This window comes from Faecalicatena contorta (assembly GCF_021531895.1).
Classification (GTDB): Bacteria; Bacillota; Clostridia; order Lachnospirales; family Lachnospiraceae; genus JAFBIX01.
On sequence record NZ_JAFBIX010000026.1, the window covers coordinates 1 to 23,087 of the forward strand.

The 23,087-nt window shown below is 41.1% G+C and carries 29 protein-coding genes; 24 read left to right on the forward strand and 5 right to left on the reverse strand.

The window, feature by feature from the left end; all coding sequences use genetic code 11:
* The first annotated feature begins 109 nt into the window (after window positions 1-109).
* Both JQM81_RS10670 and JQM81_RS10675 read left to right on the forward strand, forming a co-directional pair.
* A complete protein-coding gene (locus JQM81_RS10670) occupies window positions 110-1,012 on the forward strand; it encodes a C40 family peptidase (protein WP_235233589.1) in 903 nt (300 codons plus the stop codon).
* 425 nt (window positions 1,013-1,437) lie between these two features.
* Window positions 1,438-1,650, forward strand: coding sequence for a DUF1858 domain-containing protein (locus tag JQM81_RS10675; protein WP_235233590.1), 213 nt, complete (start codon window positions 1,438-1,440; stop codon window positions 1,648-1,650).
* A gap of 55 nt (window positions 1,651-1,705) precedes the next feature.
* Here the strand turns inward: JQM81_RS10675 and JQM81_RS10680 are convergent, their stop codons facing one another.
* On the reverse strand, window positions 1,706-2,452 hold the full coding sequence (locus JQM81_RS10680) for an adaptor protein MecA (protein ID WP_235233591.1): 747 nt from the start codon (window positions 2,450-2,452) through the stop codon (window positions 1,706-1,708).
* Window positions 2,453-2,875: 423 nt separating this feature from the next.
* Between JQM81_RS10680 and JQM81_RS10685 the strand changes: the two genes are divergently transcribed.
* The 6 genes from JQM81_RS10685 (at window position 2,876) to JQM81_RS10710 (ending at window position 8,143) form a co-directional block, all read left to right on the forward strand.
* Entirely contained in the window at window positions 2,876-3,088 is a 213-nt protein-coding gene (locus JQM81_RS10685) for a hypothetical protein (protein ID WP_235233592.1), read from the forward strand.
* Between the two features lie 101 nt (window positions 3,089-3,189).
* Window positions 3,190-5,106, forward strand: a complete 1,917-nt coding sequence (locus tag JQM81_RS10690) for a glycosyl hydrolase family 18 protein (protein WP_235233593.1) — start codon at window positions 3,190-3,192, stop codon at window positions 5,104-5,106.
* A gap of 63 nt (window positions 5,107-5,169) precedes the next feature.
* A complete protein-coding gene (locus JQM81_RS10695) occupies window positions 5,170-5,850 on the forward strand; it encodes an N-acetylmuramoyl-L-alanine amidase family protein (RefSeq protein WP_235233594.1) in 681 nt (226 codons plus the stop codon).
* A 61-nt stretch (window positions 5,851-5,911) separates the two neighbouring features.
* Window positions 5,912-6,973, forward strand: a complete 1,062-nt coding sequence (locus JQM81_RS10700) for an L-threonylcarbamoyladenylate synthase (RefSeq protein ID WP_235233597.1) — start codon at window positions 5,912-5,914, stop codon at window positions 6,971-6,973.
* Window positions 6,974-7,002: 29 nt separating this feature from the next.
* A complete protein-coding gene (gene upp, locus JQM81_RS10705; RefSeq protein ID WP_235233598.1) occupies window positions 7,003-7,632 on the forward strand; it encodes a uracil phosphoribosyltransferase in 630 nt (209 codons plus the stop codon).
* Window positions 7,633-7,654: 22 nt separating this feature from the next.
* Complete coding sequence (locus JQM81_RS10710) at window positions 7,655-8,143, forward strand: deoxycytidylate deaminase (protein WP_235233599.1); 489 nt, start codon at window positions 7,655-7,657, stop codon at window positions 8,141-8,143.
* A 103-nt stretch (window positions 8,144-8,246) separates the two neighbouring features.
* On the opposite strand, the gene JQM81_RS10715 is transcribed toward JQM81_RS10710, so the two are convergent.
* Window positions 8,247-8,483 (reverse strand): YaaL family protein, encoded by a 237-nt coding sequence (locus JQM81_RS10715; RefSeq protein ID WP_235233600.1) that lies wholly within the window; start codon window positions 8,481-8,483, stop codon window positions 8,247-8,249.
* A gap of 117 nt (window positions 8,484-8,600) precedes the next feature.
* Here JQM81_RS10715 and JQM81_RS10720 point away from each other — a divergent pair, with 117 nt between their 5' ends.
* From JQM81_RS10720 to JQM81_RS10775, 12 genes are all read left to right on the forward strand, one after another.
* Complete coding sequence (locus tag JQM81_RS10720) at window positions 8,601-8,810, forward strand: pro-sigmaK processing inhibitor BofA family protein (protein ID WP_235233601.1); 210 nt, start codon at window positions 8,601-8,603, stop codon at window positions 8,808-8,810.
* Window positions 8,811-9,017: 207 nt separating this feature from the next.
* Complete coding sequence (locus tag JQM81_RS10725; protein ID WP_235233602.1) at window positions 9,018-9,941, forward strand: hypothetical protein; 924 nt, start codon at window positions 9,018-9,020, stop codon at window positions 9,939-9,941.
* Window positions 9,942-11,174 carry a CpaF family protein gene (locus JQM81_RS10730; protein WP_235233603.1) on the forward strand — a complete coding sequence of 411 codons (1,233 nt, stop codon included), beginning with the start codon at window positions 9,942-9,944 and terminating at the stop codon, window positions 11,172-11,174.
* Window positions 11,101-11,856 (forward strand): type II secretion system F family protein, encoded by a 756-nt coding sequence (locus JQM81_RS10735; RefSeq protein ID WP_235233605.1) that lies wholly within the window; start codon window positions 11,101-11,103, stop codon window positions 11,854-11,856. The genes JQM81_RS10730 and JQM81_RS10735 overlap by 74 nt, the downstream gene beginning before the upstream one ends.
* Before the next feature lie 29 nt (window positions 11,857-11,885).
* Complete coding sequence (locus tag JQM81_RS10740) at window positions 11,886-13,061, forward strand: type II secretion system F family protein (protein ID WP_235233606.1); 1,176 nt, start codon at window positions 11,886-11,888, stop codon at window positions 13,059-13,061.
* A 26-nt stretch (window positions 13,062-13,087) separates the two neighbouring features.
* On the forward strand, window positions 13,088-13,264 hold the full coding sequence (locus JQM81_RS10745; protein ID WP_235233607.1) for a Flp1 family type IVb pilin: 177 nt from the start codon (window positions 13,088-13,090) through the stop codon (window positions 13,262-13,264).
* Between the two features lie 104 nt (window positions 13,265-13,368).
* Window positions 13,369-14,661 (forward strand): DUF5702 domain-containing protein, encoded by a 1,293-nt coding sequence (locus tag JQM81_RS10750; RefSeq protein WP_235233651.1) that lies wholly within the window; start codon window positions 13,369-13,371, stop codon window positions 14,659-14,661.
* A 90-nt stretch (window positions 14,662-14,751) separates the two neighbouring features.
* Window positions 14,752-15,570 (forward strand): pilus assembly protein, encoded by an 819-nt coding sequence (locus JQM81_RS10755; protein ID WP_235233608.1) that lies wholly within the window; start codon window positions 14,752-14,754, stop codon window positions 15,568-15,570.
* A complete protein-coding gene (locus JQM81_RS10760) occupies window positions 15,558-15,995 on the forward strand; it encodes a prepilin peptidase (RefSeq protein WP_235233609.1) in 438 nt (145 codons plus the stop codon). The genes JQM81_RS10755 and JQM81_RS10760 overlap by 13 nt, the downstream gene beginning before the upstream one ends.
* A 10-nt stretch (window positions 15,996-16,005) precedes the next feature.
* Window positions 16,006-16,407 carry a TadE family protein gene (locus JQM81_RS10765; RefSeq protein ID WP_235233611.1) on the forward strand — a complete coding sequence of 134 codons (402 nt, stop codon included), beginning with the start codon at window positions 16,006-16,008 and terminating at the stop codon, window positions 16,405-16,407.
* 11 nt (window positions 16,408-16,418) lie between these two features.
* Window positions 16,419-17,138 (forward strand): DUF6382 domain-containing protein, encoded by a 720-nt coding sequence (locus JQM81_RS10770; protein ID WP_235233612.1) that lies wholly within the window; start codon window positions 16,419-16,421, stop codon window positions 17,136-17,138.
* A 148-nt stretch (window positions 17,139-17,286) separates the two neighbouring features.
* Window positions 17,287-17,901 (forward strand): rhomboid family intramembrane serine protease, encoded by a 615-nt coding sequence (locus JQM81_RS10775; RefSeq protein ID WP_235233613.1) that lies wholly within the window; start codon window positions 17,287-17,289, stop codon window positions 17,899-17,901.
* Here JQM81_RS10775 and JQM81_RS10780 read toward each other — a convergent pair.
* The gene (locus JQM81_RS10780; protein WP_235233614.1) at window positions 17,830-18,594 is read right to left on the reverse strand and encodes a sensor histidine kinase; all 765 of its coding nucleotides are present in this window, start codon (window positions 18,592-18,594) and stop codon (window positions 17,830-17,832) included. The two genes, JQM81_RS10775 and JQM81_RS10780, sit on opposite strands and share 72 nt — an antisense overlap.
* 86 nt (window positions 18,595-18,680) lie before the next feature.
* Here JQM81_RS10780 and JQM81_RS10785 point away from each other — a divergent pair, with 86 nt between their 5' ends.
* Together JQM81_RS10785 and JQM81_RS10790 are read left to right on the forward strand one after the other, a co-directional pair.
* Entirely contained in the window at window positions 18,681-19,088 is a 408-nt protein-coding gene (locus tag JQM81_RS10785) for an HIT family protein (RefSeq protein ID WP_235233616.1), read from the forward strand.
* Window positions 19,089-19,111: 23 nt separating this feature from the next.
* Window positions 19,112-19,672 (forward strand): RNA polymerase sigma factor, encoded by a 561-nt coding sequence (locus JQM81_RS10790; protein ID WP_235233617.1) that lies wholly within the window; start codon window positions 19,112-19,114, stop codon window positions 19,670-19,672.
* 53 nt (window positions 19,673-19,725) lie between these two features.
* Here JQM81_RS10790 and JQM81_RS10795 read toward each other — a convergent pair whose 3' ends face one another.
* Window positions 19,726-20,793 carry an undecaprenyldiphospho-muramoylpentapeptide beta-N-acetylglucosaminyltransferase gene (locus tag JQM81_RS10795; protein ID WP_235233619.1) on the reverse strand — a complete coding sequence of 356 codons (1,068 nt, stop codon included), beginning with the start codon at window positions 20,791-20,793 and terminating at the stop codon, window positions 19,726-19,728.
* A gap of 210 nt (window positions 20,794-21,003) precedes the next feature.
* Here JQM81_RS10795 and JQM81_RS10800 point away from each other — a divergent pair, with 210 nt between their 5' ends.
* On the forward strand, window positions 21,004-21,864 hold the full coding sequence (locus JQM81_RS10800) for a DUF4367 domain-containing protein (RefSeq protein WP_235233620.1): 861 nt from the start codon (window positions 21,004-21,006) through the stop codon (window positions 21,862-21,864).
* 68 nt (window positions 21,865-21,932) lie between these two features.
* The gene (locus JQM81_RS10805; protein ID WP_235233621.1) at window positions 21,933-22,415 is read left to right on the forward strand and encodes a DUF6147 family protein; all 483 of its coding nucleotides are present in this window, start codon (window positions 21,933-21,935) and stop codon (window positions 22,413-22,415) included.
* 353 nt (window positions 22,416-22,768) lie between these two features.
* Here JQM81_RS10805 and JQM81_RS10810 read toward each other — a convergent pair whose 3' ends face one another.
* A complete protein-coding gene (locus JQM81_RS10810) occupies window positions 22,769-23,017 on the reverse strand; it encodes a TIGR03905 family TSCPD domain-containing protein (RefSeq protein WP_235233622.1) in 249 nt (82 codons plus the stop codon).
* Window positions 23,018-23,087 lie beyond the last annotated feature (70 nt).

The window sequence follows — 23,087 nt, forward strand, 5'->3', positions numbered from 1 at the left end:
TTGATAAATAGCCTTGACATAACTTTTGTGGATGATATAATTATTGCGTAACATATGTAACAATTCTGTAATATTTACAAAAGATAAGAAAACATAAAGGAGGGAGTTTATGGATTCTATTCTTAAAAAAGGATTGTTCTTAGTTACAATAACGGGAGCTATTACAGCATTTCCTGCTACGGTGCATGCTGAAGATACAGCAACTGATAACGTATTACCGCAAGTGGGAATTGAAGAAGTGCTAAGTAATTGCTATCTGGCAGATAAAGAAATCGAAGTAGATGATTATCTTGTGCCGACAGAGAAGGGTGAGTATTTAGATATGGCGTTTGCCAATGTCCAGTCGTTTCTATATATAAGAAGTGAACCGACAACGGACAGTGAGTGGGTCGGCAAGTTATATCCTGATTATGCAGCTAAGATTATCGGACCGGTCGGAGAGTGGACGAAGGTTCAATCAGGTACGGTAACAGGCTATGTATATTCTGACTACATTATTATAGGAAATAATGCAGAACAAAAGGCTCAGGATATGATACAGAATTCCGGGACAGAGAATCCTGAGGACGTATTTACTTATGCGGAATCCAGAGAAGAGGAGGAAGCAAGACTTGCAAAAGAAGCAGAAGAAGCTGCTGCGAGAGCTCAGGAAGAGGCTGCCGCGAAGGCGGGAATGGGACAGGCAATTGTTGATTATGCATGTCAGTTTATTGGAAATCCTTATGTGTGGGGTGGTACAAGCCTGACGAATGGTGCGGATTGTTCTGGATTTGTCCAGTCAGTATTTGCACATTTTGGAATCAGTCTGCCTCGTACAACATGGGATATGGAACATGTGGGAACTGCTGTCAGTTATGATCAGGCAATTCCCGGCGATATTATCTTATATGACGGACATGTAGGAATCTATATGGGTAACGGTCAGATTGTGAATGCAATCAACAGTGCAAAAGGAATCGGAATTCTGCCGGCCACTTACACAAATATTGTAACAATCAGAAGATTAATTTAGAATATACAGAATATTAAGAAAAAGCAAAAAATCCTGGGATTATTCCTGGGATTTTTATATATGTAAAATGTTTGTCATGACAGTGTACAAAATAGACAAAAATGTAAAAAAATGTAAAAAAATGGAAAACGGACTTATCCAAGTTTTCCACATCGAAATAGCCAAAAAAGGTGGAAAAAACGATGTTTCTTAAAAATTATCCACATTATCCACATAAAAAGCAAAGAATTTTGGGGATTACTCAGGGTAAATAAAAGAACGGATGTTTTGTGTACTTATAATAAAAATGATGTTTTGTCGAAAAAAAACGAAAAAAATATTGACATCCAAGAAGTCAAATATTAGAAAGAAATTCGTTGAAAATGTTTACACAATGATAAAAACCGACTATAATGGAAACACTGAAGAGAAAAGGAGGTGTCATGATGGCACAGGTTACAAAGGATATGACATTTGCCGAGCTGCTTGAGCAGTACTATGAGAAATGCCCAAAGATCGTTGACGTTCTTGTAGAAGCAGGAATGGGATGTATCGGATGTCCACATTCACAGATGGAATCCATCGAGATGGGTGCTATGGGACATGGAATTGATCCTGATTTATTAGTTGAGAAACTCAACGCAACAATTAATGCATAATATAGCATATGAAAAAAGAAGCTTAGGGATATTCCAAAGCTTCTTTTTATCATGATCAGATTTTTGATAGTTCCTGTACTGCATTGGCAGATACAAGAATCTCGCAATGCTCTTCCAGAAATGCCAAAGTAGCACCGGAGGAAACTTCCAAAGTTCCATATTCTGAAAGCATATTGCAGATGCGGTTGAAATCTCTGGTCGTGTGTTCTGACTGTGACAGGGCAAGAATATATATATTCTCGCCTGGATCTTTATACAGAGTGTTAGAACCAGAGTACATGGTGTCAAGCAGATGAGCTGCTTTCAGGACACCTTCCATTGTTGCAAATGAAAATAACCGCAATTCAGATGTGTGCGTGTCTGCAGTTTCTGACGGTGCCGTACTTTCATCTGTATCTGACGCAGTGGCGCTGCCGAACTTTTCCTTCATTTTACCGAGTAAATCTAACAGGGTATCTGCACCTTCCAGTTTATTTGAAATATCTTTTTTCTTTGCATCCCATTCGCTGATGGATGAAGGTGCAAATTTTGAAAAACGGGTATCGAGTTCTTCAGGATCCTCGACTTTAGTAATTATCAGCACGATAGAATCAGAAGAAGCAGGAATAGCCTCGATCATAAGAGGAATATCATCTGCTTCAAAACCAAATTCATAGGCTGCTTGTTGCATCATATCGCGGAAAAGTGATTTAGCTTTTTCGGTTCCATAGGCCAGTTCGCTTAACTGAAGATGGCGGGCAGCGAGATCGGCACGCGTCAAAGTGCAGCGGATCTGATTGTCGTTGAGTTTTTCAATCTTCATATTATCACTTCCTTTTAATGTAGTATAGCATAGAAAATGTCAGATGTTCAATAAAATAAGTATAAAATCAAAAAGTGCTTGCGTTTAAAAATTGAATCGGATATAATGACGATACTAGAAGATAGTTTTCCCGGATGACTACGTTCTTAGAACAAAGGTGGGAGAATTTCCAAATTTTATTTCTAATTCATTTCTAAACATATGAATCATTGAATCTATAAACATCAGAAATCAATCAGTATCAATCATAAAACAGCCGTTTCGGCAAATTACCATGGAACAATGAGATATAGACCTATGACCAGAGCTATCTTCTATGTTAAATAGCTGTGACATGTAAAAGAATTGTATCACGGCATCTCCTTTTATATTATATGCAGTCGCAGCCGTAGTTATCATCTGGTATAAAAAGGAGGGTAGAAATTGGGGGATGAAGTTGACTTACAACGAATGTTTAAAGAATTAACCGGTTATGAAAAAAGGAAAGTCGATCTTAGAATGAATGGGATACCGGCAAGTCCTATGCAGATTGTACAGGCACATATGATACGGGAAGATATTGCTTATATGAGAGACTATGTGCTGAACGACAAAGGCGATATTAAGGAATTGTGGTTCGACAGTATTGAAAAATAATTAATCATGTAAAATGCGAATACCCCGCAAAATAATTGTCGAAATAAATAATGACGTGGGTCACTGATTTTGCTATAATAGAGGCTAATAGGAGGTACAGTATGGAAGATAGAGAAAGAAGAAGCCGTGTAGCATCAGGAGGCCAGGAGCCCAGGAGACGGCAGCCTCAAAGAGACAATGTCAGAAGACGGCGGGTTCAGGAATCCAGAAGACCCCAGTCAGGCAGACCAGGAATTAAAAAATCACCGGCCAGAAGAAAACAGTCAAAGCGGAGAAGAAGAAGGAATCTTATCATCAAGATGTCTTTAGTAATCATATTAGCAGTATTGGCAGTTATAGCAGCATTTGTATGGAAAAGATACAGCCCGACGAAGGAAAAATATGATTTGAATAAATATTATGGGATAGAACAGGAAGGGCAAGTAGCGATTACTGTTGATAATCAGGTGGCAGAACCTCATGGCATGGTATCAGACGGAAAAGTTTATGTCCAGTATGACGTTGTAAGAAATTATATCAACAGCCGGTTTTACTGGGATCCTAATGAAAATGTTCTCTTGTATACACTTCCGAACGATATGGTCACCGTGGAAGTAGGCAGCAAGGATTATAGCGTTTCCAAAGAAAAGAAAAGTGAAGACTACGTCATTCTGAAAACTGAAGGAAGCACAGCTTATATCGCATTAGATTTTGTACAACAATATACGAATATTGAGTATGAGTTATATGATGATCCAAGCCGGGTAATGATAATCAGTGACTGGGGAGAGACGACAGTGGCAACTGTGAAACGAGACACCCAGGTCCGTTATCAAGGTGGTGTAAAGAGCCCGGTATTAACAGAACTCAATAAAAAGGATGAAGTTACCATCATTGAAAGTGAAGAGAACTGGAAGAAAGTCCGTACCAAAGATGGATTTATCGGATATGTGAAGAATAATGCCCTGAAGAAAGAGGAGACGAAAACGATTTCCCGAGATTTTGAAGAGCAGGAGTTCAGTAGCATAACCAAGGATTATACGATAAACATGGCATGGCACAACGTGACCAACAGTGATGCGAACAGCACCGTGCTGCAGCGAATTGCAGAGAGTAAGGGTCTGACGACAATTGCGCCGACATGGTTCCATGTATCGGATACGGACGGTAATCTTGATTCCATTGCATCCGCAGATTATGTTAATTATGCACATCAATCCAACATAGAAGTGTGGGCAGCGGTGCGTGATTTTGATGGAGGAATCAGCTCTTATGAAGAGTCGTATGAAGTCCTAAGTTATACTTCTAAGCGTGAGAATCTGATCAATCAGTTAATATCTGAAGCGTTGCGAGTGGGAATTGATGGAATTAATGTGGATTTTGAGAAGATTTCAGAAGAATGCGGAGAACATTATATTCAGTTTATCCGTGAACTGTCTGTAAGATGTAGGCAGAATGGAATCGTATTGTCTGTGGATAATTATGTTCCAAAAGGCTATAATATGCAGTATGACCGTAAAGAGCAGGGAATTGTAGCAGATTATGTTGTAATCATGGGTTATGATGAACATTTTTCCGGCTCACCGGAGGCTGGATCTGTATCCTCATATAATTTTGTAAAAGAAGGAATAGAAGAGACATTAAAAGAAGTTCCGGCAGAAAAGATTATCAGTGGAATTCCATTCTTTACAAGATTGTGGGAAGAAACTCCGAAGACAGACGAAGAGTTGAAAGAACAGGAAGGAACAGATCAGGCTGAATATACGATGAATGTCACCAGTCAGGCTCTGGATATGGCCAGCGCTCAGGCAAAGGTAGCAGAAGCTGGTGCAGAGATTACCTGGGACGAAGAGACACAGCAGAATTATGCAACCTGGACAGTAGAAAACACAACTTATGAGATCTGGCTAGAGGATGAACAGTCTATTGAACCAAAATTGAAACTCATGAAAGATAATAAGCTTGCAGGAACAGCTGCATGGGCTTTGGGACAGGAAAGTTCAGAAGTCTGGAATCTGATCTTGAAATATGTCAATTAAATAAGATTAAAATACCTCTTGAAGTCATATAGTTAGATATAGAGACTGTCGGGAGGTATTTTTTTGTATAGAAAAGTTGAATTTGTCTTATTACTGTTGTTGTTGGTTGGATTGATTGCCGCCAGTAGAAGATTGGAGCAATATGTATCCAGTGAAAAGGTTGAACAGCAAGAAGATATTGTGGTAATTGATTCAGGGCATGGAGGAAATGACCCCGGTAAAATTGGCGTAAATGGAGCGAAAGAGAAAGAGATTAATCTTCAGATTGCGAAAAAAGTGAAAACATTACTGGAGGAAAAGAAGATCAAAGTAGTCATGACCAGAGAAGATGATTCCACATTGGCAGAAGCAGGTGCAACAAATCAAAAAGTGCAGGATATGAAGGCGAGGGTTCAGCTGATCAACGATACAGCGCCACGACTCACTGTCAGTATCCATCAGAACAGTTATCAGGACGAGAGTATCCATGGGGCACAAGTATTCTATTATACGCATTCTCAGGAAGGGGAGGAAGCAGCGAAAATAATGCAGAAAGCATTATTGGAAGTAGATGAAGAGAATCACAGACAGGCAAAAGCCGATTCTACTTATTATCTGTTAAAAAGAACGGAGGTACCGACCATTATTGTGGAATGCGGTTTCCTGAGTAATCCTGAAGAAGCAGAAAAACTTGTAAATGAAGAGTATCAACAACAGCTTGCACAGGCAATTGTACAGGGAATCGAAACTTGTCTTACCGACTAGAGTGTAGTATACTGTTCAGGAAAGCAGTAGAAGTATATAGACATAGAAAACGAGGAATAACGTGCAGACAATTATAAAAAAAATTGATAAAAATCAAAAAGATACAGATATTATAGCAGAAGCCGGCCGGATCATAAAAGAAGGCGGTCTGGTGGCATTTCCGACGGAGACGGTATATGGGCTGGGAGCTGATGCATTGAATGAGGATGCAGCGAAAAAGATCTATGCAGCGAAAGGGCGGCCATCTGATAATCCTTTGATCGTGCATATTGCAAATATGGAAGCTTTGGATAAGATTACGACATCGATTCCAGCTGCGGCGAAAGTGATTGCCGATGCATATTGGCCAGGGCCGTTGACTATGATATTTGATAAAAGTGAGGTTGTCCCCCTTGGAACAACCGGAGGACTGGATACGGTAGCAGTGCGCATGCCGAGTCATGAGATTGCAAGAGAAGTTATTGAGGCCGGAGGAGGTTATATTGCAGCTCCGAGCGCCAATACTTCCGGGCGGCCAAGTCCTACAACTGCGCAGCATGTGGAAGAGGACATGAACGGAAAGATTGATATGATTGTAGATGGAGGAATGGTAGATATTGGTGTTGAATCGACGATTTTGGACATGACTGTCACACCTCCAATGATTCTTCGGCCAGGAGCGATTACCAGAGAGATGCTGGAAGAATTAATTGGCGAAGTATCTGTGGACAAGACTCTGATTAATCCAGACAGTAAGAAGGCTCCAAAGGCTCCGGGGATGAAGTATCGTCATTATGCACCGAAGGCGGAGCTTACCATTGTAGAAGGACCAATTCAGAAAGTGGTTGAGGAGATTAACCGTCTGACAAAAGAGAAGATGGAAGCCGGCTGCAAAGTAGGTATTATTGGCACCGAAGAGACGATAGGACAATATATGGCTGGAGATGTGAAAAGTATCGGCACCAGAGAGAATGAAGCAACGATTGCCAGTCATTTATATGGAATATTAAGAGAATTTGACAATGACGGAGTAGACTATATATATAGTGAAGCATTTGCCACAGCAGGAATCGGAAGAGCGATTATGAATCGCCTCCTGAAGGCAGCAGGACATCATGTCATTCACATGGAAAGTGACACGTAACATATAAATCATATGAGGAGGAAAAGAAAATGTCTAAGGTACAGATTATGGATCATCCATTGATTCAGCACAAAATCAGCTACATCCGCAGAGAAGAAGTTGGTTCCAAAGAATTCCGTGAAATCGTAGGAGAGATTGCGTCTTTAATGTGTTATGAAGCTACGAGGGATCTGAAATTACAGGATGTAAAGATTAAGACGCCGATCTGTGAGACGGTTGGAAAGGAATTAAGTGGAAAGAAGCTGGCAGTAGTACCAATCTTAAGAGCTGGGCTTGGAATGGTAGATGGCATGCTGAGTATGATACCGGCAGCAAAAGTAGGACATATTGGACTGTATCGTGATCCTGAGACATATGAACCAGTGGAATACTATTGTAAATTGCCATCAGATTGCGATGAAAGAGAAGTCTTTGTAGTAGATCCGATGCTGGCAACAGGCGGTTCCAGTGTTGCAGCGATTCAGATGTTGAAGGATAAGGGTGTAAAATATATCCGCTTCATGTGTATTATCGCAGCACCGGAAGGTGTAAAGAGAATGCAGGAGGAACATCCGGATGTAGATATATATATTGGAGCATTGGATGATCATCTGAACGATCACAAATACATTGTTCCGGGACTTGGAGATGCTGGAGATCGGATTTTCGGAACAAAATAAGATGGCGCAGGAGGAATGTGCTATGGGAAATAAAAGAAAAGATTATATTAGCTGGGATGAATATTTTATGGGGGTTGCCATGCTCTCAGGTATGCGCTCCAAAGATCCCAATACGCAGGTGGGATGCTGTATCGTAAGTCAGGATAATAAGATTCTGTCCATGGGATATAATGGATTGCCAAAGGGATGTTCAGATGATGTATTTCCGTGGAATCGTGAAGGGGAAGATCCTTTGGATACGAAATATGTATATACCGTTCACAGTGAGTTGAATGCGATTCTGAATTATCGCGGAGGAAGTCTGGAAGGAGCCAAGTTATATGTATCGCTATTCCCATGTAATGAATGTGCGAAGGCGATTATACAGAGTGGAATCAAGGAAGTCATCTACGACAGCAATAAGTATGAGAATTCGACGGCAGTACAGGCATCTATGAGAATGTTTGATGCAGCGGGCGTCAATTATCATCAGTATCACAGAAGTGACAGAGAGATTACGATTCGATTGTAATATTTATCAAAAAAAGGAGTGGAAAATGGAGAAGATACCATTTTCCACTCCTTTTGTATGCATTGAGAAGAAGATGCTGCCAGATAGAGCTATAGATTAAATGTTAGATGATCTTGGCCTGCCGCAGCAGAAAACGATAGCGCATCCACGCAGCATTTCCACTATAAATGTAAGCATCGATGAGATCGGGATCGGAAGCATTCTGAAAATGGTTGTAAGCATCTTCCAATTCCTGGCGTGTCTGTGCAATCTCTTCCATCAAAGTATCGGCTTGTGGGTCAAAGGACAGTCGTTTGTAGATATCCTCTTCTGCAGTATTCTTACGTTCAAATAAGTGCATAATCAACCTCCGTAATCAGATAAGAAATCCTCTTTTTTCTAGTATAGACAAATAATGAGAATAAAATACGTGTTGGACGAATATATAATAATAGAAAAGTTGTTTGGGAGGAATTGTATGTCAGAACAGCACTCACATTTTTTGATTCCGTTTATTGTTCGGGCGATCGTGGGAAGCGCAATCATATTTTTTGTAAATGAATTTCTGACCTCTCAGGGAATTCCTGCGCAGGTAGGATTAAATCCTGTCACTGTATTGACATCTGGAATCCTTGGTACGCCTGGGGTTGCACTCCTTTATGGAATTACTTTTTATCAAATTCTGTGAATAATGCACAAAGTTTGAGAAGTTCTAAAAACGGGATGGACAAAGCGGAAGGTGTAGGTTATAATCGTCCTACAAGTTACATCCCGTGACTTGTATCTGATGATTTCATTCTATAGATTCGTGTTATTCAAGTTATTCTATGCCATTTCGGCAGATGTTCAAGGAACAGTTAGTAAGACAAAAGAACTGTAAGAGGAGGGATATTATGTGAGTAGCAGAAGTCTGGTGATCTGCGACCAGGAAGAGAAGTATGCAGCTGCTTTTGCCGCATTTCTGATGAAGAAAAAGGAACTTGCTTTTCAAGTACAGGTGTGCAACAGTCTTATGCAGGTGTGGGCGATTCAGCAGGATACTTCCATTGATATTATGTTGATCGGCGGAAGATTTTCAAGAGAAGAACGGAGTAAGATTCAGGCAGGAACGGTCTTTGTTCTTGCAGAATCTGAACAGACAGAAGTTGGTCCTAATGAAGTGAAGGTGTACAAGTATCAATCTGGGGAATCGATTTTGGCAGAAGTCATTGATCGATGCAGTGAAGAAAATGAGACTGGAGAATTCTTTCTTCGAACGGTGAAAACCAGAAGGACAAAAATCATAGGAATCTTTTCGCCTGTCCATCGAATTGGGAAGACCTCTTATTGTCTGGAGCTTGGAAAAGAGATGGCCATATCAGAGAATGTATTGTATCTGAATCTGGAACTCTACGGTGGAATCGGAGGATATTTTCCAGAAGAAGAAAAGACTCTGGCGGATGTGCTTTATTATTCCAGGCAGGAGAGTAAGAATCTGGGATTTATGCTTACTACACTGGTGCAGCATCTGGGAGCCTTAGATTATCTTCTGCCGGTCAGAGTATCAGAAGATATCAAAGCCGTCTCTCTGGAAGAATGGTGTGATCTACTTCGACAGATCACGGAACAAAGTATCTATGATGTGATAATACTGGATATTGATGAAGGAATTAGAGAAGTCTACGGTCTGTTGAGAATATGTACAGAGATCTATGTCCCGGTTCCGAAGGCAGAAGATGTACAGGCAAAAGCAAAGCTACAACAGTTTGAAGAAGAACTACATCTGCTTGGATATGATGATGTTCGGCGTAAGATAGTGAAGAAGGAGCTGAAGAGATAGATGATACAGGCAGAACAGCTTCATGCCAGGATTCTGGAAGAGATGGATATGACAAGGGAGATGGAAGATGAAGAACTGATGCAGCTAATCTATAGGGTGCTGCAGGAAGTATCCGCACAAGAGTATCTTTCCCTTGCTGAGAAGTCTTTCCTGGGAAGAGAATTATTCAATGCATTCCGCAAATTAAATATTCTCCAGGAATTCCTGGAGGATGAAGATATTACGGAGATCATGATCAATGGAACCCAGAACATCTTTTTTGAAAAAGATGGAAGAATCTATCAGTCGGATAAGCGGTTTGTATCGCGAGAGAAGTTAGAGGATGTCGTTCAGCAGATTGCGGCAGGATCTAACCGGCTGGTTAATGAAGCATCCCCCATTGTGGATGCAAGGCTATTGGATGGATCCCGGGTGAATATCGTTCTGCCGCCCATTGCGATTGACGGACCAATTGTAACAATTCGTAAGTTTTCTAAAGAAGCGATTACCATGAAGCAATTGATTGCATGGGAATCAATCAGTAGAGAAGTATCGGCATTTCTTGCCACATTAGTGGCTGCCGGATATAACATATTCATAAGTGGAGGAACCGGATCAGGGAAGACCACTTTCTTAAATGCATTATCGCAATCTATTCCAAAAACGGAGAGAATCATAACCATTGAGGACAATGCTGAATTACAGATTCAGGATGTGCCTAATCTGGTGAGGCTGGAGGCTAGGAATGCCAATGTCGAAGGATCAGGGGCAGTAACGATCCGGGACTTGATTAAGTCGGCCTTGCGAATGAGACCTGACAGGTTAATCGTGGGGGAAGTACGCTCGGCAGAAGCCATTGATATGCTGCAGGCTATGAATACAGGGCATGACGGAAGTCTGAGTACCGGACATGCGAACAGTCCCAAAGATATGTTAAGCAGGTTAGAGACCATGGTTCTTATGGGAATGGAATTACCACTTCCGGCTATCCAGCGTCAGATTGCATCTGGTGTGGATGTAATCGTGCATCTGGGCAGGCTTCGTGACAAAAGCAGAAAAGTATTGGAAGTAACGGAGGTACTTGGTTATATAGGAGGAGAGATTCAGCTTCAGACATTGTACCAATATGAAGAAACTGGTGAAAAAGAAGGACGGATTCAGGGAGAATGGAGGAAGATCCATGAGATTACACATACCGAAAAATTGTTGGCAGCAGGATATCACAAAGAGAGAATATTCATGGATTACGATTAAATCTATTGCAATTATAGGGATAACCGCATGGCTTTTCTACCGTTCCCTCTGGGCTGTCTTCCTTCTGGCACCGGTGGGTGGATGGAACTTCTGGAGGTTGGTACAAGAACAGGCGTATCAGAAAGAAAAGGAATTCCAGCTACAATTTAAAGAAGCAATACTGGCAGTGTCTTCTGCGATGAATATAGGCTATTCTGTGGAAAATGCGTTTCGGGAGGCACAGAAGGAATTAAAGAAGATCTATCCGGAAGAAGCAAGAATATCGAAGGAACTTCAGATGATTGTAAGACAGCTGCGGGTACATGTTCCTATGGAACAGATATTAGAAGAACTATCGCAGAGGGCACCGACAGAGGATGTCAGAAACTTTGTGACTGTATTTGTGGCGGCAAAGAAAAGTGGTGGTAATATGATTGCTATTATACAAAATACTGCAAATCAGATTGGAGATAAAATTGATGTAAAGAGGGAGATAGATACCATATTAGCTTCAAAAAGATATGAGTTCCGGGTAATGTCGGTGGTGCCTTATGCAATTATCGGATATATGTCGTTAAGTTTTCCTGAATTTATGGAATGCCTGTACGGAAATATATTGGGGATTGGAGTGATGACAATATGTCTGGTCATTTATTTGGCCGCATACTATCTTGGGTTAAGGATCATAAGGATCGAAGTCTAAAGATATTGGTGCCAGGAGGCGTTCTGCTATTGGGAGGTCTGATTTTTCTTGTGGATTACCTTTCTTCGATGACACCGATGGAAGAGCATATAACAAGAAATTCTTATGGCAAAGGAAGCAAAATCGAAAGTTTTGATGTGAAGTTGGAAAATGAATCGGAGAAAATCCCGGTAGAGCTTGAGATATCAGAACAAAACTATTCTTCCGAAGAGGTACAGGAACTATTTGCAAGAGTGATCCGCAGAATGGAATCATTGATCCTTGCAGAAAATAAAAGCCTGGATCATGTGGAGAAGAATCTGAATTTGTTGGCAGAAGTGCCGGATGAACCGGTGGATATCTCCTGGGAACTGGATCGCTATGATGTTATGAATGTCAAAGGAGAGATACAAAAAGAGGCATTAAAGGAAGAGACACTGGTCAAATTGAGTGCAGTCCTTACCTATCGAGAGAATGAAAAAGATCAGGCGATGTACCAATGTGTAGTCAAGGTCTGTCCAGAAGCATTGACCAAAGAGGAAGAGAATTCGAAAGAGGTGAAAGAAGTACTGCAAAAGAAGGAAGAGAGACAACGAGAAGACAAAATACTATCTCTTCCATCCCGAATAGGAGGACAAGCTGTCACCTATTATAAAAGGATGGACCAGCGAGGAGTCGTGATTATGCTAATGGGGCTGTTGATCGGAGGTCTACTCTGTGCCCTTCAGAGACAGAATCAGGCAAAAGAATCGGAGCAGAGACAACAGCAGATGATGTTGGATTACCCGGAGATTATGAATAAGATCACCTTGTTTCTCGGGGCGGGGATGACAGTAAAAAGAGCATGGAAAAAGGTGGTGGAGGATTATGAGCAACAGAAACCAATCTGGGGATCGCGTTATGCATACGAAGAAATGAAAAAGACATGTTACGAGATGGAGAGTGGTGTGACAGAAGCAGAAAGCTATGAGAACTTTGGGAGACGCTGCAATGTACAAGTGTACGTAAGATTTGGAGCATTATTGTCTCAGAACCTGAGAAAAGGAATGAAAGGTCTGACACAGATGCTAAAATTAGAATCCATTCAGGCATTTGAAGAGCGGAAAGCGCGGGCAAAAAAACTGGGTGAGGAAGCAGGGACGAAGTTATTGTTCCCCATGTTCTTAATGCTGGCAGTGGTTTTGATCATAGTAATTGTGCCAGCATTTATGTCCTTGCAGATATAGTTTAAGGAGTAGGAAGGAGGATGTATATGTGGAGATTGTGGTATATACGAGAGAAGTTAAGGGAAGAAGATGGAATCGGAGTGGTGGAAGTGATCTTGATATTGGTTGTCTTGATTGGATTGGTCATTATATTCAAATCCCAGTTAACCAGTCTGGTACAGAATATTTTTCAGAAAATTGTCAGCGAAAGTTCAGGTATCTGATCATACATATGATATTCAGATACGACTGTAAATTCTGCCGTGCAGAGGTGACTGCGTACTTAAGCTTGATTTTTATTCTTCTGGTCACCTTTGTGTGCAGCATTATGGAAAGTGCATCTATCCAGATGGCAAAAAACTACCAAAGAGCGGATGTAAATCGTGCAATGGAATGTGTGTTTGCGGAATATCAGAAAGAATTATTAGAAGAATACGATATCTTTGCATTAGATGCCAGTTATGAGACAGGACAATATGCGGAACAGAATCTATGGGATCGGATGGATTTCTATGGTGCAGGAAGCATGGAACATCAGATGGAGAGAATACAGTTCCTGACAGACTCTGGATGTAGTTCTTTTTGCAGACAGGTGGCATCCTATATGGAGCAGAAATATGGAATCGATGCATGGAAAGACAAGACGGGGTTGTCTTCCATATGGAAACAGCAAGAGGAAAGAGCCGATACTTATATGGAAGAAGAACAGGAGCAACAACAGTATCTGGAAGGTCTGCTGGCTGACAGTAATGGAGAATTACCAGAAGAAGAGAATCCCATTACTTATGTTGGTCAGCTGAAACAGTCACCAATATTAGAGCTGGTGGTCCCAAAGGAGCAGATCATATCGGAAAAGCAAGTAGATGAAGGCATTATGCTGTCATCACGGGAACAGAACAGGGGGTATGGGACATTTTCGGATGTGGAAGATGGAGAGGGAACGTTATCAACGCTGCTTTTTGGAGAATACCTGTTAGAACATTTTTCGATGTTTACCAATACAGAGCATACCGGAGTTCTGGATTATGAACTGGAATATATCTTTGCCGGGAGGAACAGTGACCGGGAGAATCTGGAAGCAGTAGTGAAGCGGTTGATGACATTGCGTTTTGTCCCTAATTATATCTACATTCAGACGGACAGTGAGATGAAGGCGGAGGCAGAGGCGATGGCAGCAACATTGTGTTCCTTATTGGCTGTTCCGGCAATAACGGAAGCTGCAGCACAGGGGATTCTTCTGGCATGGTCATATGGAGAAACGATTATGGATCTTAGAACATTATTAAGTGGCAATCGAGTGCCTATGACAAAGTCGAAAGAAAGCTGGCAATTGCAGCTTACAGGTTTATTAAAGCTTGGGACAGAAGAAGACAAAAGCGAAGGGCAGGATGTAGCAGATGGTCTGGATTATCGGGAATATCTGCGAATGATACTGTTCCTGAAGAACAAAGAGACCGTTGCAGAAAGAGCATTGGGGATCATAGAACAGAACATGCAGAAGATGTATGGGCAGACGTATTTTCGTGCAGATCTTTGTGTCAGCAGAATGGAGATAAAGACGACCAGCAGATTACGCAGAGGAATTACTTATCAATATAAGACTTATTATGGTTACCAGTAGAGGCAGATACAGATGCCCTCTCAGTTGTCAAGCAAATTTCCCATGAAAAAGGGTTTTATAAAATATGAAGAAAGGAGAAGGATTCGTACCATGAATAGAACAATACTCCCCTCACAATCTATCTATTCCCATTTTTCTGGGAGGGCATCTGCATCTGCCTCTAAAAGACCTTCTGTTGCCGGGAGCATCACATTGGAGGCAGCGATGGCAGTGCCTCTCTTCTTTTTGGCGGTGGTAAGTCTTCTGTACCTGATGGAGATTATGGTTATCCAGACATCTATTCGATGTGGTCTGCAATATGCAGGGAAGCAGGCAGCAAAAGAGGCGTATCCGATTACCGTATTGATGCCGTCCCGTCTGGAAAGTAATATTATCCATGCAGTCGGTGCCGAGCGTCTGGAAAGGAGTATTGTAGAAGGAGGAAGTAGTGGAATCGATTGCTCTGAGTCCAGAATGTCTTCCAGAACAGGAATTGGTGAACTGAAAGTTTGTTATAAAGTACGTTTACCGATTCCATTATTCGGTGTAGCCCCTGTCAAGTATCAGGAAAGTATGCGGATCAAGGCATGGACAGGATATGAAAAAGCAGGATTTGGATCGGAAGATGATGAGACGGTGTATATCACAGAGACAGGGCTTGTCTATCATAAAGATTATCATTGTACACATCTGGATCTATCGATTCATATGGTGCAGACGTCGGACATATCTTCTATGCGAAATGCAGATGGTGGAAAGTATTATGCGTGCGAACATTGTATGAGGAATGGAGGAGATGGTGTGTATATTACGGATACAGGAGACCGGTATCATAGTTCGCTGTCATGCAGCGGACTGAAGAGAACGGTCTATGCGGTTCCGATATCTGAAGCAGTAGGAAAGGGGGCATGTTCCAGATGTGGACATTGAGTCAGATGGTTTGTCAGATGATCCTGGTATGTCTGTCGGTGTCGGATATTTATTTCCGTAAAATACCAGCTGAGATACTGTTATTGACGAATCTTGCAGCTGTCATCTATCAGATTATGATTGGACAGATGGATCCCTGGCTGATTGCAGGAGGTGCAGCCGTAGGCGGCGTGTTCTTATATATCAGTAAAGTTACCCGTGAAGGTATCGGATATGGCGATAGCTGGGCGATATTGATTCTGGGGATTTTTCTTGGAATATGGAAGCTTATGGAAGTTCTTGCAGGTGCGTTCTTCATACTTTCGCTGGCATCTGTGTTTTTTCTTGCAAGGAAAAAGATGTCCCGGAAACAATCTATTCCGTTCTTTCCATTTCTGGCGATCGGATATCTGCTGCAGGTGCTGGCGGGAGGGATGAAGGGATGAGGATAAAGAGATGAGGATAAAGAGATTGCAGGGAAGCATGACGGTAGAAATGTCATTTCTCATGCCTATGATTCTGTTCTTGATCATGGCGTGTATCCTGACGGTGTTCTATTATCATGATAAGAACATCCTGGCAGGGGCGGCGTATGAAACTGCAGTGGCAGGAAGTACAAAGGCAAGAGAAAAGGATGGTATATCAGAGGGAGAGTTAGAATCCCTCTTTTTTCAACGGACAAAGAATAAATGTATTCTGTTTGGAAGCTTTCAAACTACGGTTACGGTGACAGAGGAAGAGATTATAGTCAGAGCGAATGCTTCCCATAACTATATGAAGATATCCGTAATGGAAAGTGCAAAGGTTACAGAGCCGGAGCGATATATCCGAAAGCTGAGAAGAATGAAGCAAAGATAGGAGTAAGAAAGATGGAACGTAAGATTACTATAGAAGAACCGATACGATATCAGGAAGATTATCAGATGCAGATGTTGAAGGTCAACCATCTAAATGGAATATTGAAGATGGGAGGCAGAGGAGTTAACGGATGTAGTTGCTATGATTATGACGTCAGTGGAAAGATATCCATGAAAGCGATGTTTGAAAGAAGCAAAATAAGAGCAGAAGACATTAAAAACTTTCTCGCAGATCTTAATGCAGTATTAAAAGAAGTTGAGACTTATCTTCTGAATATACATTGTATCCTTTTAGATCCAGAATATCTGTTTTACGAAGAAGGAAGCTTCTTTTTCTGCTATTATCCATTGGCAAGGCAGGATCTGTGGGAGGCATTGCACACGCTGACAGAATATTTTGTAAAGCAGGCAGACTATCAGGATGCGGAATGTGTCCGATTAGTATTCTTGTTACACAAAGGAACGATGGAAGAGAATTACAGTCTGGAGAAGCTCACGGCAGAGTGTATTCACAGCCCGGAAACGGAAGAAAAATCTACAGGGGAGAGGGAGAAAGCGATGATAGAGTATGATACAGCAGAGCATGACTGGATTACAGAACAAGAACTTGGAAGCTCCATTATGAGAGAAACAGAGAACTTGTGGACACCGGTGAAACGTTTTCTGAATCGTCATAAAAAACCAAAGTGGGGAGATTGGGATGGATTGCATATCGAAGAAGAGGAATTGTGATTTACACAGTAAATATATTCTACTATTATTATGACATAATAATAGCATTCAATAAAAGAAATAAAGTGTTACTGGTTACTATCTCAAAGAAATTATGCTATACTTAACAAAAGAAATGGAAGAAGCTACCAGAAAGTGATGCGTGATAATGGGAAAAAATGTAAAGAAAGCTCCGTGTACAATCTTAATAGCAGCAATCAATGTGATTGTATTTTTTGTGCTTTCCTTTCAGGGAATGACAGAAGACGGAGCATTCATGTTGAAGCATGGAGCAATGTATGTCCCACTGATGATCGCACAAGGCGAATATTATCGGCTGTTCACCAGCATGTTTCTTCATTTTGGATTCGATCATCTGCTGAACAATATGGTGACGCTGGTTCTGATCGGGTGGAATCTTGAAATTGAGATTGGAAAGATCAAGTTCTTGCTTATCTATATCCTGAGTGGATTGGGCGGAAATATCCTGTCCGCATGGTGGGATATTCAGACGGGCGAATATGCTGTGTCTGCAGGTGCTTCCGGCGCAATCTTTGGACTGATCGGTGCATTATTATATGTAGCGATTCGCAATCGCGGGAGAATCGGTGATATCTCAGGCAAAGGAATTATATTTATGATTATTCTTAGCCTGTATTATGGATTCACAAGTACAGGTGTAGATAATATGGCACATATTGGCGGAGTGTTATCAGGATTCCTGCTGAGTATCCTGCTGTACTGGAAGCGTAATCGTAAAAGTAGAGCCTATTCCTACCGTTGATGTGGCACATATACTTCCGTGATGTGCATGAACAATTCGCTGTGCAACGGCAAGACCAAGTCCAGTGCCGGTTCTCTTATGAGTAACAAAAGGTTCGAAGATAGAGTTCATGTCCTCAGAAGAGATTCCGCATCCGGTGTCAGAGACGGAGATAAGAATATGGCTGTCTTCCAATGCAACATCCATAGAAATAGAAGGATGCATATTGTCTGTTCGAGCCAGAACAGCATCTCTGGCATTGCCCAGGAGATTTAGAATGGTCTGCTTGATCTTGGTAGGGTCTAACATTGTCTCAGGAAGTTCAGGAGAGATTCTGGAGGTAAATTCAATATCTGTATCCAGAAGCGAAGCGGCAAAGGATAAGGATATTGTCTGGAAGAAGTTCTCAGTATCTACAGATGACAGATGCAGGCGTTCGCCATTGTTATAAGAAGATAACTCTTCCAATAGTTGCTTCATATATTCAATATCCTGATGCATCTCTGCCCAGTGGCGGAAGGATGTTACTTCAGGATGTTGAGTCTCGATTAATTGCAAGGTACTATAGACGAGTGTCAATGGATTACGGATTTCGTGACTGATGGTGCTGATTTCCATCCGATGAGATTCTAATAGTCTGGTAAGAAGCTCATTTTTCTCCGGACTTTCTTTCATAATCTGTTGTAATTTGTCGTAGTCTGTCGCTGAAAACATAGTAATTACCGCCCTTTCTGAAGTACCAGTTTAGCATCGGCGGATAAAATAATCAATTATTATTTTTAGGAAAGAAGGATGAGAATATGAAAGATGAAAATTGCATATTTTGCAAACTTGCAAATGGAGAGATTCCAACATCTACACTTTATGAGGATGAGGACTTTCGAGTAATCCTGGACGCAAGTCCGGCAGCAAAAGGACACGCCTTGATTCTTCCAAAAGAACATTATGCGAATCTCTATGAGTTGGATGATGAGGTGGCAGCCAAGGTATTGGTTCTTGCGAAAAAGATGATTACCAGGCTCACAGATATCCTTGGATGCGATGGATACAATATTGTACAGAATAATGGAGAGGCAGCAGGCCAGACTGTGTTCCATTTCCATCTGCATATGATTCCAAGATATAAAGATGATAATGTCGGTCTTGGTTGGAAGATGGGAGAACTGACAGACGAAGATAAAGAGGATATCTTATCTAAGATAAAATAATTTTGGAAGCGAAGGATGAACAAGTGGGAGTTGAATCAATAGGAAAGACTGCCTTCGATGTAATTTACAACGATAATTACGATATTGTATATAAGGCAGCCATGAAATACTCTAGAAATCATCATACTGCAGAAGAGATTACGCAGAAAGTCTTTCTGAAATTATATATGAATATGGATCATATCAATATCAATGCCGCCAGATCTTGGCTGCTTTTGACAGCGAAATACATGGCATTGAACTACAAAAGAGATATGGCGCGGGAGTATCTGGTAGAAGAGATGGATGAAGATGAGGAGAAGATACTATCAGAATCCTGTGAAAACCCAGAAGATACATTTTTCAGAAAAATGAAAGAACGTGAATTCATGAAGCTGAAAGAAGATATATTTGCGGCATTATATAAAAAGAATCTAAGGTGGTATGATGCGATTACAATTACTTATGTATTAGAAAAGCCACAAAAAGAAGTGGCGGAAAATATGGGAGTAACATTAGAAGTGCTGCACAGTATGTTATATCGTGCAAGACAATGGATTAAAAAGAATTTTGAAGAAGAATATGACCACTTGAATAATGCATAAAAACAGGTGCCGATTATGACACCTGTTTTCTGTGTATGATATAGGACGGCAAGTTATTTATTTGCTGCAGCTTCAATCAGATCAATAATGGTATCGATAGAATTCTGCTGAGGTGAATTCTTCATAGCATCTATGTAGGATTCACGATTCTCATATAAGCGAAGAATAGAATCGAGAAGGACTTGTTTATTCAGTTCCTCTTCTTCCAGAACAACACTATATCCCTGGCGTTCAAAAGAACGGGCATTGAGAATCTGGTCACCACGACTTGCATTTGCAGAAAGCGGAATCAAAAGATTCGGTTTGTGAAGTGCAAGAAGTTCGCAGATTGCATTAGCTCCTGCACGGGATATTACGATATCTGTCAGTGCAAAGAGATCCTTGAGCTCATCTTTGATATATTCAAACTGAGCGTATCCATCCAGATTCTTCAAAGAGTCATCAATCTTTCCTTTGCCGCAGAGGTGTACGACCTGAAAATCCTTCAAAAGCTCTGGAAGGATGCCGCGGACAGCTTCATTGACTGCAACAGAACCAAGACTTCCGCCAACGACCATGATCACCGGCTTGTCAGAAGTGAAGCCTAAGAATTCTCTTGCCTTGAATTTGTCACCGGACAATAATTCCTGACGGATAGGAGAACCTGTCAGTACAGCCTTCCCTTCTGGAAGATGTTCCAGCGTCTCAGGGAAATTGCAGCATACCTTTGTTGCTGAAGGCAAGGATATCTTATTTGCAAGACCCGGAGTCATATCAGACTCATGAATAATGGTCGGTACATGTTGGCTCTTACCGGCAAGTACGACAGGAACGGAGACAAAGCCGCCCTTGGAGAAGATGACATCTGGATGTAAGATCTTGACCAGCTTCCTGGCTTCTCCCAGACCCTTAATCACACGGAACGGATCGGTAAAATTCTGAACACTGAAATAACGGCGCAGTTTTCCAGAAGAGATTCCATGATATGGAATTCCGAACTGCTCGATCAGTTCTTTTTCGATGCCGTTGTAAGAACCGATATAGTGGATATCATATTGTAATTCTTTCAGCCGTGGCAAGAGGGCAATGTTCGGTGTGACATGTCCTGCAGTGCCACCGCCAGTTAAGATAATGCGTTTCATAATGACCTCCCAATCTCAATATTACGTAATATTCATACGATATATGCTATAATTATATTATACGTTTACGTGGGAATTGGTCAAGAGAAAGAAAAAGATTTCGAACACGTATCGTGACAGTTCTGACGCGTTTTTCAGATGCGCGGGGTGGACTGTTCACATTGCAACTCACTGTAATCATTCAAAGAAAACCTGACAAGGAGTATTACAATGAAGGAAAGTAAGGATCAACTGGAACAAATCATAAAAAATGAATACGACAGGCTTGCCCAAGAAGAAGAAAACGACATCCAGGCGGATGATACGATAGAAGTACCCGAAGGAACGAAAGAGTCTCTGCGTGCGAAGATTGATCAGCAGATCGAAGAGATGAAAAAAGAAAAAATATATGCTCAGTTATCGGAAGAAGACCGAAAAGCTCTGGAACTGGGACGAAAGATCATGGCAGAAGAAGAACAGGAGAAGACAGAAGCCAAAGTGGTGCACAAGAAAAAGCGGTTTAAGATGTACTTTGGCCTGGCAGCAGTGCTGATACTGGTGATGGCCGTAGGAATCACCAGTATTGGTGGACCCGAGAGAATTGTGAGGATGCTGAAACAGGCAGTTGGAGACAGGGAAGTTGAGAAGGTTACCTCGGGTGAGGATAGTATGACAATAGTGGAAGAGAATGAGGAAAAGGCTTATGAAAAAATCAAAGAAGTTTTTGGTGTAGAACCAGTAAAATTAACCCAGAAAGTTGAAAAAATGAAATTTAATCGAATGGAACTAGATGAAGAAATGCAAATTGCAGAATTATTTTATGAGTATAAAGGAGAAAATATAGTGTACTTTATTAATGCTTCATATGCAGATGCTTCATTAGGAATTGATGTTGAGGATGAAGTTGTTAATAATAGTAAAAAAAATATTGAGGGATGTGAAATTGAGATTAAAGAATATAGGACTCCAAGTACAAATACAGAAAGATATTCCGCAAAATTTAAGTATAATGGACTTGAGTACTTCTTAGTAGGAACAATGGAAAAGGAAGCGTTTGATATAATTATAAATAATTTGTTTTTTTATAAATAATTACGTTAGTTTTTGCTGATTTAGGTGTTTAAATATATGAGGGTAAAATCCTATAAAGGAGGTGGAAGATGAAAAAAAGAATTATGTCTGTGTGCTTTGCATTGTTGTTAATGACGAACATGCTATTAATTTCAACAACTAATGTCAAAGCGAGTTCAGATGATCCAATTTTGGATGGTTCGTATTTGACTCATGATGAAGAATCTATTGGTTATGATACGAAGATTACCAGAGGAGAAGATTTGCTTACAGGTTATTCCAAATGTGTTCGACTTGGACCCGGAGAATTATATGCCGGAGGAACAACAATTGCTGCGCATACTGTAGCAAGTGTACAAGTTGCAGTAATTATTGAAAGAGCTCAGGAAGGTGATGATGCTTGGGAATATTATGATGGTTGGAATAAGGAAAACTTGAATATGGACCGAGTAGCGTCAAATCGTTCTTTACAGGTAGAAGGCGGTTACTACTATCGTGTAAGATGTGAGCATGCAGCAAATAGTGACGTGAGCTGTTCCTTTACCGATGGAATCTACATTGAAGAACCTTAGGAATCTTTCAGATGGGGATCTGAACAAGAGGGAAAAAATTTATTAACTGACAGAAAAACAAAAAACAAAGAAACAAAAACAAAAGCCAATTAAAAAAATTATGTTGCGCCAGTCGGGGAGATTGTGGGAAGCGCCGTTTGCGGTGCGATTTAAAGGAATGAAAACTATTAATTTAATTTCAACCTTACATTGAGAAACCGTAAGACCCACGAGACGGGTTAAAGTCGTCGCAGACGGTGCTTCCCACAATCTCTCCGGCCAAAAAAAGAACGAAAAACAAAAAAGAAAGGATACGAGGCTACATGCTAGGCTTCGTATCCTTTTCCCATGTTATAAGAAATCTCGTTCCCATCCTAATTATTATTCGCGAGTGCCATGCGAAGTGCCTTGGAGAGCTGGTCAGGGCAGGATGTTGCCTTGCTTCCGCAGGTAATGCCTTCCATACGAGAGATGGCATCGTGAACATTCATGCCTTTTACCAGGCTGGAGATCCCGGTAGTATTTCCAGCACATCCACCAACAAATTCTACATTCTTAATGATGTCTCCGTCCAGTTCTACTCGGATCAGCTGGGAACAGACACCATGTGGTCTATAATCCATGCGTATTTGCCTCCTTTGTGTTTCGATATATCGGATTATAGCAAAGAATCCGGGCAAATTCTATAATTTT

Coding starts and splice junctions, on each gene's coding strand:
- JQM81_RS10670 (WP_235233589.1), top strand. CDS start 110: ATGGATTCTATTCTTAAAAAAGGATTGTTCTTAGTTACAATAACGGGA.
- JQM81_RS10675 (WP_235233590.1), top strand. CDS start 1,438: ATGGCACAGGTTACAAAGGATATGACATTTGCCGAGCTGCTTGAGCAG.
- JQM81_RS10680 (WP_235233591.1), bottom strand. CDS start 2,452: ATGAAGATTGAAAAACTCAACGACAATCAGATCCGCTGCACTTTGACG.
- JQM81_RS10690 (WP_235233593.1), top strand. CDS start 3,190: ATGGAAGATAGAGAAAGAAGAAGCCGTGTAGCATCAGGAGGCCAGGAG.
- upp (WP_235233598.1), top strand. CDS start 7,003: ATGTCTAAGGTACAGATTATGGATCATCCATTGATTCAGCACAAAATC.
- JQM81_RS10710 (WP_235233599.1), top strand. CDS start 7,655: ATGGGAAATAAAAGAAAAGATTATATTAGCTGGGATGAATATTTTATG.
- JQM81_RS10715 (WP_235233600.1), bottom strand. CDS start 8,483: ATGCACTTATTTGAACGTAAGAATACTGCAGAAGAGGATATCTACAAA.
- JQM81_RS10720 (WP_235233601.1), top strand. CDS start 8,601: ATGTCAGAACAGCACTCACATTTTTTGATTCCGTTTATTGTTCGGGCG.
- JQM81_RS10730 (WP_235233603.1), top strand. CDS start 9,942: ATGATACAGGCAGAACAGCTTCATGCCAGGATTCTGGAAGAGATGGAT.
- JQM81_RS10735 (WP_235233605.1), top strand. CDS start 11,101: ATGAGATTACACATACCGAAAAATTGTTGGCAGCAGGATATCACAAAG.
- JQM81_RS10745 (WP_235233607.1), top strand. CDS start 13,088: ATGTGGAGATTGTGGTATATACGAGAGAAGTTAAGGGAAGAAGATGGA.
- JQM81_RS10750 (WP_235233651.1), top strand. CDS start 13,369: ATGGAAAGTGCATCTATCCAGATGGCAAAAAACTACCAAAGAGCGGAT.
- JQM81_RS10755 (WP_235233608.1), top strand. CDS start 14,752: ATGAATAGAACAATACTCCCCTCACAATCTATCTATTCCCATTTTTCT.
- JQM81_RS10760 (WP_235233609.1), top strand. CDS start 15,558: ATGTGGACATTGAGTCAGATGGTTTGTCAGATGATCCTGGTATGTCTG.
- JQM81_RS10765 (WP_235233611.1), top strand. CDS start 16,006: ATGAGGATAAAGAGATTGCAGGGAAGCATGACGGTAGAAATGTCATTT.
- JQM81_RS10770 (WP_235233612.1), top strand. CDS start 16,419: ATGGAACGTAAGATTACTATAGAAGAACCGATACGATATCAGGAAGAT.
- JQM81_RS10775 (WP_235233613.1), top strand. CDS start 17,287: ATGGGAAAAAATGTAAAGAAAGCTCCGTGTACAATCTTAATAGCAGCA.
- JQM81_RS10780 (WP_235233614.1), bottom strand. CDS start 18,594: ATGTTTTCAGCGACAGACTACGACAAATTACAACAGATTATGAAAGAA.
- JQM81_RS10785 (WP_235233616.1), top strand. CDS start 18,681: ATGAAAGATGAAAATTGCATATTTTGCAAACTTGCAAATGGAGAGATT.
- JQM81_RS10795 (WP_235233619.1), bottom strand. CDS start 20,793: ATGAAACGCATTATCTTAACTGGCGGTGGCACTGCAGGACATGTCACA.
- JQM81_RS10800 (WP_235233620.1), top strand. CDS start 21,004: ATGAAGGAAAGTAAGGATCAACTGGAACAAATCATAAAAAATGAATAC.
- JQM81_RS10805 (WP_235233621.1), top strand. CDS start 21,933: ATGAAAAAAAGAATTATGTCTGTGTGCTTTGCATTGTTGTTAATGACG.
- JQM81_RS10810 (WP_235233622.1), bottom strand. CDS start 23,017: ATGGATTATAGACCACATGGTGTCTGTTCCCAGCTGATCCGAGTAGAA.